Origin of the sequence: Streptomyces sp. NPDC060209 (assembly GCF_042728155.1) — a bacterium.
In the GTDB taxonomy this organism is placed as follows: Bacteria; Actinomycetota; Actinomycetes; order Streptomycetales; family Streptomycetaceae; genus Streptomyces.
This window is the reverse complement of sequence record NZ_JBHWZS010000402.1, coordinates 1-6,805: the sequence shown is the minus strand read 5'-3', so window position 1 is coordinate 6,805 and position 6,805 is coordinate 1. Positions and strand designations below refer to the sequence as shown.

The 6,805-nt window shown below is 70.5% G+C and carries 6 protein-coding genes; 1 reads left to right on the top strand and 5 read right to left on the bottom strand.

Features of this window, described 5'->3' with window-relative positions; genetic code table 11:
- Positions 1-65 precede the first annotated feature (65 nt).
- The 4 genes from ACFWFI_RS39535 to ACFWFI_RS39520 all read right to left on the bottom strand — a co-directional run bounded on the left by ACFWFI_RS39535 (position 66) and on the right by ACFWFI_RS39520 (position 4,292).
- Positions 66-1,055 (bottom strand): malate dehydrogenase, encoded by a 990-nt coding sequence (locus ACFWFI_RS39535; RefSeq protein ID WP_387400286.1) that lies wholly within the window; start codon positions 1,053-1,055, stop codon positions 66-68.
- Between the two features lie 175 nt (positions 1,056-1,230).
- Positions 1,231-2,313, bottom strand: a complete 1,083-nt coding sequence (locus tag ACFWFI_RS39530; protein ID WP_387400284.1) for an XRE family transcriptional regulator — start codon at positions 2,311-2,313, stop codon at positions 1,231-1,233.
- Between the two features lie 424 nt (positions 2,314-2,737).
- On the bottom strand, positions 2,738-3,394 hold the full coding sequence (locus ACFWFI_RS39525; RefSeq protein ID WP_387400283.1) for a DUF3017 domain-containing protein: 657 nt from the start codon (positions 3,392-3,394) through the stop codon (positions 2,738-2,740).
- A 19-nt stretch (positions 3,395-3,413) separates the two neighbouring features.
- Positions 3,414-4,292, bottom strand: a complete 879-nt coding sequence (locus ACFWFI_RS39520) for a bifunctional methylenetetrahydrofolate dehydrogenase/methenyltetrahydrofolate cyclohydrolase (protein WP_387400281.1) — start codon at positions 4,290-4,292, stop codon at positions 3,414-3,416.
- A 234-nt stretch (positions 4,293-4,526) separates the two neighbouring features.
- Between ACFWFI_RS39520 and ACFWFI_RS39515 the strand changes: the two genes are divergently transcribed.
- Positions 4,527-5,141 (top strand): hypothetical protein, encoded by a 615-nt coding sequence (locus ACFWFI_RS39515; RefSeq protein WP_387400279.1) that lies wholly within the window; start codon positions 4,527-4,529, stop codon positions 5,139-5,141.
- 60 nt (positions 5,142-5,201) lie between these two features.
- On the opposite strand, the gene ACFWFI_RS39510 is transcribed toward ACFWFI_RS39515, so the two are convergent.
- Positions 5,202-6,662, bottom strand: coding sequence for a DUF2079 domain-containing protein (locus tag ACFWFI_RS39510; protein ID WP_387400277.1), 1,461 nt, complete (start codon positions 6,660-6,662; stop codon positions 5,202-5,204).
- Between the last annotated feature and the right edge of the window lie 143 nt (positions 6,663-6,805).

Sequence of the window (6,805 nt, the reverse complement as noted above, 5' to 3'; positions counted from 1 at the left end):
CGGCAGCTGTTGCTGCCGGGGGCGCCCTCGTACCGCTCCGGTTCCGGCCGGGGGCCGGACTCCGGTCAGATCAGGCCGAGCTCGCGAACCGCGTCGCGCTCCTCGGTGAGCTCCTGCACCGACGCGTCGATGCGCGCACGGGAGAACTCGTTGATGTCCAGGCCCTGGACGATCTCGTACTTTCCGTCCTTCGTGGTGACCGGGAAGGAGGAGATGATGCCCCCGGGGACGCCGTAGGAGCCGTCCGACGGGATACCCATCGAGGTCCAGTCACCCTCGGCGGTGCCGTTGACCCAGGTGTGCACGTGGTCGATGGCGGCGTTGGCGGCCGAGGCGGCCGAGGACGCGCCACGGGCCTCGATGATCGCGGCGCCGCGCTTGGCGACGGTCGGGATGAAGGTGTCGGCCAGCCACGCCTCGTCGTTGACGACCTCGGCGGCGTTCTTGCCGGCGATCTCCGCGTGGAAGATGTCCGGGTACTGGGTCGCCGAGTGGTTGCCCCAGATCGTCAGCCGCTTGATGTCTGAGACGGCGGCACCGGTCCTGGCGGCCAGCTGCGAGATCGCGCGGTTGTGGTCCAGACGGGTCATCGCGGTGAAGCGCTCGGCCGGTACGTCCGGGGCGGCCGCCTGCGCGATGAGGGCGTTGGTGTTGGCCGGGTTGCCGACGACGAGGACCTTGATGTCGTCCGCGGCGTTGTCGTTGATGGCCTTGCCCTGCGGCTTGAAGATGCCGCCGTTGGCGGACAGCAGGTCGCCGCGCTCCATGCCCTTCGTGCGCGGGCGGGCGCCGACCAGGAGGGCGACGTTGGCGCCGGCGAAGCCGACGTTGGCGTCGTCCGTGATCTCGATGTTGCGCAGCAGCGGGAAGGCGCAGTCGTCGAGCTCCATGGCGGTGCCCTCTGCGGCCTTCAGGCCCTGCGGGATCTCGAGGAGTCGCAGGTTGACCGGCACATCCGGGCCGAGCAGGTGGCCGGAGGCGATGCGGAAGAGCAGCGCGTAGCCGATCTGGCCGGCTGCGCCGGTCACGGTGACATTCACGGGAGTGCGGGTCATGGCGATCTCCGTTAGACAGCTGGCGGTGGGGGTCCCTGCCCCTGGTGCTGGATATCTCTGAATCTTGACGTGAAGAGATATCCAGCGGTCAGGCTATCGGACCCTCGCCGCCCGGGCCGCCCACCCCCCTGTGGGACCGCACACAGACGGTTACGCAACGCAGCCGCCCCTCACGTCACTCCGGCGTGGTGCACCCGGTCGCCCCGGAGGCGAGGGTCGCGCAGGCCTTGGCGTCGGAGGCCTTCTTCACGGCGACCATCGGGGTGTACGCGTCGGCGTCCGCGTCCACCGTGCCGACCTGCTCCGACGGGCCGGCGGTGATCTTCACGGTGTCGCCCGGGGACGCCTGGGTGATACGGGCCCACGCGGCCCCGCAGGTCTCGCTGTAGCGGACCTCTACGAGGCCGCTGCCGACGGTCACCCTGGCGACAGTGCCGGCGAACTGGCCGCCGCAGCCCATGGCTTCCGGGTCCTGTCCGGTGCAGTCGGCGCCGCTGCACTCGACGCCGGCGGGCAACTGGGGCGCGCTGGCGCCGGGCTCGGCGGACGGTGTCGCGGCCACCGCGCCGGCGTCGTCCTCCCCGCCCAGATCGGTGAGCAACACAGCCCCGGCTATCAGCAGGAGTGCGCCCACGACACCCGCGAGGAACAGCGTCAGCCTGCGACGGCCGCCCCCCTGCGGCTCCTGCGGCACCCCGGGGCCGGCACCCGTACGGCGTCCGCCTCCACCGGAATCCGGTGCGGATCCAGGCTGCGGCTGCTGCGGAATCCGCGGAGCCGTACCGCGCTGTACGGGTACGGACGGCGGGCGGCCCAGGTCCTGCCCCGCGCCTCCGGGCCCCTCTGCGGTCGAGACTCCGGCACCGCCCCCGGCCACGTGGCCCGCACGCCTGCCAGCCACCGGGGCCGCGGCCACACCCGCCTCACCGAGCGCCGCACGCGCCTGGGAGATCCTGATGGCCTCCATCGTCATGTCGTGGCGCATCTCGGAGCGGCTCCAGGCACGCTCCGCCAGTTCCCACATGGTCGTCAGGTGGTGCTGCTGCGTGCCCGTCGCCTCGGCGAGCGCGACGATCGCCCCCTTGGGCGCGAGCAGCCTGCCGTTGAGATAACGCTCCCACGACGTCTTGCTGTAGCCCGTGCGGTCGGCGACCGCTGCCAGGCTCAGCCCACTGCGGTCCACCAGTCTGCGCAGTTGGCCCGCGAACTCCCGCATCTGCGGATCGAGTTCTTCCGGTAGTGCCTTCCAACGAGGCATTGCTTCCCCCCAGTCGATTCCCCCGAACGTCCCCGGCGCGCCCCCGTACCCCGGCGCCGGGTCCTTCCCCCTGTCGTCGGAACGGTTGGTCCCGCGCTCCGAACTACCCAGAAGGATGCACGGATCCAGGATGCCAGTTCCGGACAAAGGGGCGCACGGGTGCATTCCGTATGAGCGCGCTCTCCGTTGTGCGCCGTAGCGCGTGCCGAGCAAGACCCCAGCCGTTGCCTGACGATCGCACGGTGGCGGAATGGTCACTTCCGTGCCACAGGCACCAGGCATCCCTTGAACCCGGTACCTCATGTCCATGACGCTTGACCCAGGACAGGGCAAGGCCGATCAAGACACCGCATTCCGGCGCTTCTTGAGCCGGCGCCCCTGTCCGGTGTCCGTCCCTTCTCGGGGGAGGGGACGGACACATCACTCAGCGGATCGTGAAGTGGACCACGTCCTGCAGGAACGGGACCCGCAGCCACGGCCCGGGCTGCGCCATCAGTGCGAGCAGCACGATCAGGGCGCCCATCAGGCCGTACGTGACCAGATCGGTGAACCGGGACCGTACCGCCAGCATGCCGACGGACGGGACGACCCAGCGCAGCACCGCCCCGGCGAGCAGCGCCACGCCCATCAGCATCGCGCCGATCCTGAACGCCTCGGCGAAGGGGTTGGTCCCCACGATCAGCAGCCCGAGCCCGGCGGTGCAGAGCACCGTGAGCAGTGGCCACTGACGGGCGGGAGCGGGGGCGTCCCCCGGTGCCGCCCGGCCGCCGCCCTCGGGACGCGCGGTGTCGCGGGTCAGCGAGAAGCGGCGCGAGGGCGCCCAGGTCGAGCCGCTTCCCTCTGCCGTCACGGCGCCCCCCTCTGCCTCAGCAGCCCCCTCCGCCTCAGCGGTGGCGGGCGTCTCGGCCTCCCCTGCTCCCCCATGCGTCCCGGGTTCCCCGGACGCGTCGCCTTCCCCGGTCACCCGGGACTCATCGGACACCCGGGGCCCCTCGGGCGCCACGGCCTCGTCGGACTTCCCTGCCTCCTCGGCCTGCCCGTCCGCGCGCGCACCGTCCGTCGGACTCGTACCAGCACCCATGACGTTCCTCCGGTCCGGATCAGCCGGCGGACGCGGCGGAGGCCTCGGCGGCAGCGCGCTCGGCAGCCTCGACCACGTTGACGAGCAGCTGGGCCCGGGTCATGGGGCCGACGCCGCCCGGGTTCGGGGCGACCCATGCGGCCACCTCGGCCACGCCGGGGTGGACGTCGCCGACGATCTTGCCGTTCTCGTCCCGGCTGACGCCGACGTCCAGCACTGCCGCGCCCGGCTTCACGTCCTCGGGCTTGATCAGGTGGGGCACGCCGGCGGCCGCGACGATGATGTCGGCCTGCCTGAGGTGCGCCGAGAGGTCACGGGTGCCGGTGTGGCACTGGGTGACGGTGGCGTTCTCGGACTTGCGCGTCAGCAGCAGCGGGAGCGGACGGCCGATGGTGACGCCCCGGCCGACGACGACCACATGGGCGCCGTTGATCTCGACGCCGTGACGACGGAGCAGGGTGACGACGCCCTGCGGCGTGCAGGGCAGCGGGCCGGTCTCGTTGAGCACGAGCTTGCCCAGGCTCATCGGGTGCAGCCCGTCCGCGTCCTTCGCCGGGTCCATCAGCTCCAGGATGCGGTTGGTGTCGATCCCCTTGGGGAGCGGAAGCTGCACGATGTAGCCGGTGCAGTCCGGGTTGGCGTTGAGCTCCCGTACGACCTCCTCGATCTCCTCCTGGGTGGCGGTGTCGGGGAGTTCGCGCTGGATGGAGCCCATGCCGACCTGTGCGCAGTCACGGTGCTTGCCGTTCACGTACCAGCGGCTGCCCGGGTCGTCACCGACGAGCAGGGTTCCCAGGCCGGGGGTGACGCCCTGTGCCTTGAGGGCCGCCACGCGGACGGTCAGATCGGACTTGATCGCAGCTGCGGTGGCCTTGCCATCGAGAATCTGGGCAGTCATGACACCCATCCTCGCGGATGACCCCGCCCGCGTACCAATCCTGGCCTGCCAGGTGGACGCCAGATTGCACTTGCACAACACATTCGGCAATCAGCTGGACAAAATGCGGATGTCACGACGACGATAAGGCCCGCATCACCGCGGACAGTGTCGGGGGGACCACCGTTCAGAATGCACACGATTCCTCCGTCCGGGCCGCGTCGTCCCCGCACTTCACAACGGAGGAATCTCGCCATGAGCTTCGGCGACCCCAACAACCCCTACGGCCAGCAGCAGGGTGGACAGCCCGGTGGACAGCCGGGCGGGCAGCCGGGCTACGGCTACCCGCAGCAGGCCCCGCAGGGTGCCCCCCAGCAGGGCTACGGCTACCCGCAGGCGCCGCCGGTCCAGGGCGGTTACGGCTACCCCGGTGGGCCCACCGAGATGCCCGGTGGTGTGAAGGCCGCCCGCGTCATGCTCTTCGTGATAGCCGGGCTCCAGGTCATCGGCACGATCTTCGTCGCCCTCGCCGCGGCGGCCGTGAACGCCGCCAAGAACGACGCGACGCTCCAGGAAGACGTCCAGTTCCAGCAGCTCGCCGAGTACTCGGGCAACGCGCTCTGGGGAATCGTCGTCTTCGCCGTGCTGTGGGGAGTCCTCGCCATCGTCCTCGGCGCCAAGTTCGGCAAGGGGGGCAACGGGGTACGCATCACGGCCATCGTCTTCGGCGTGATCACCGCGATCCTCGGCATCTACCCCTTCGTCGTGATGGGCCTCATCCACACGGTCCTCGCCATCCTGGTCGTCGTCTTCGTGGCGAAGTCCGACGGCGGCGCCTGGTTCAACCGCCAGCAGCAGCCGCAGCACTGACTTCCCCGCGCACCCGCGCGTGAAGGCCGTAGCACCCGCTGACCCGCGGGTGCGCGGCCTTCAGCCGTTTTCGGGCGCCGGTGTGGTCCGCTCCATGACGACGAAGGAGCCCACCTCCCGAGTGATCCGGTAGCGCGCCTCCGGGTGCAGCTGCTGGGCGTATTTCACCGGGTCGTCGATCGGCCGCGACCAGCCGAAGTCCAGGTTGATGGCGACGACGTCGGGTGCCGTGCCGGGCGCCCCGCCGACCCAGTAGACCGTGCGGTCCGCAGTCAGATGTGCCATCAGCGTGATGTCCGTCTCCACCCGGGCGCCCACGGGAATCGCGTCCAGCGCCGCTTCGGCGGCGTGGGTGCGCGCGTCGGCCCGGTACGTCTCCGGGCGCAGCAGGTCGCGGAGCGGAAGGTGCTGGGTGAGGGCGATGGCGATCGCCGCGGCCACGGGGACGGCGACGTTCGCGTACGAGACGAGCCAGGGCCGCTTCGATCCCTGACTGCGGCGGATGCCGTCGGCCATGGCCAGGAAGACGACCGGCATCAGGATCGCGCTGTAGTGCCAGACCATCCCCCAGTGGTTGGAGTCCTGGGAGAGCAGGCGCCAGCCGAGCGTGGGCAGGACCAGCAGGATCAGGGGTGAGCGGAGCGCCATGAACGCGGTGATGCCGACCAGGAAGACCAGCATCTCCAGCTTGACGGAGGAGTTGAGCACGCTGAGGACGGAGTCGAGCGGGGAGACCTCCTGCCCGCCGTTCTCCTCGATCTTCTTCCAGTAGTCGTACGTCCCGGCGCTGCTGGCCGCCGGTATGAGCACCAGCACCGTCAGCGCGAACGCGAACACACCGAAGGCCGCCAGGAGGAACCCCTGGAGCCGCCGTCCGTACAGGGCCAGGAGCCCGCCGACGACGGCGACGGTGATCCCGAGGTCCTCCTTGACCAGGACCAGCGGCAGTGACCACAGGACGACGGCCCGCCAGCGCTCCATGAGCAGGGCCCGGCAGACCAGGGCCAGCAGCGGGACGGCGAGGGCTATCTCGTGGAAGTCGGCCTTCACCGCTTCCTGCAGCCCCCAGGAAAGCCCGTACGCGACGGTGACGCACAGGCCGGAGCGGCCGCCCAGGATCTGCTGGACCGTGCGCCCGACGATGACGGCGGAGGCGGCGAACAGGGCGGCCTGGGCGAACAGCAGGGCGACGGCGGACGGCCAGATCCAGTAGAGCGGGACGAGGAGCGCCACCACGGGGCTGAAATGGTCGCCGAGTATCAGATAGCCCGGGCCCTTGATGTCCACGACCGGGGCGTCGAACCCGGCGTAGGCGCGCACCTCCTGCTCGAAGATGCCCAGGTCCCAGGAGGGCGACTGGAAGTGGCTGTACCGCAGGTACGCGTAGAGGAAGTAGAGCGCGCAGAGGACCACGGCGGCGATCAGGTACGGGCGCAGCGGCGCCGGGTGCGTCGTACCCGCGGCCGGTCCCTGGGCCTGCTCGCCGGGCACGTCGGTTTCGCTCTGGTTCAGGTCAAGCACGATGCCCCCGCAACGGAATCCCTCATTGGTCACTGCCGGTCGCACCGGTCCCGCCCGCTACGGCCCGACAAGGCCATTCATTAGAACAGAGGGACGACTGATCTCCGCACGCCGGGACGCACCGCAGGCCGCACCCCGAGGGG

Excerpts from the sequence above, each read along its gene's own strand:
- ACFWFI_RS39515 (WP_387400279.1), top strand. The coding sequence starts at position 4,527 with ATGAGCTTCGGCGACCCCAACAACCCCTACGGCCAGCAGCAGGGTGGA.
- ACFWFI_RS39520 (WP_387400281.1), bottom strand. The coding sequence starts at position 4,292 with ATGACTGCCCAGATTCTCGATGGCAAGGCCACCGCAGCTGCGATCAAG.
- ACFWFI_RS39530 (WP_387400284.1), bottom strand. The coding sequence starts at position 2,313 with ATGCCTCGTTGGAAGGCACTACCGGAAGAACTCGATCCGCAGATGCGG.
- ACFWFI_RS39535 (WP_387400286.1), bottom strand. The coding sequence starts at position 1,055 with ATGACCCGCACTCCCGTGAATGTCACCGTGACCGGCGCAGCCGGCCAG.
- ACFWFI_RS39525 (WP_387400283.1), bottom strand. The coding sequence starts at position 3,394 with ATGGGTGCTGGTACGAGTCCGACGGACGGTGCGCGCGCGGACGGGCAG.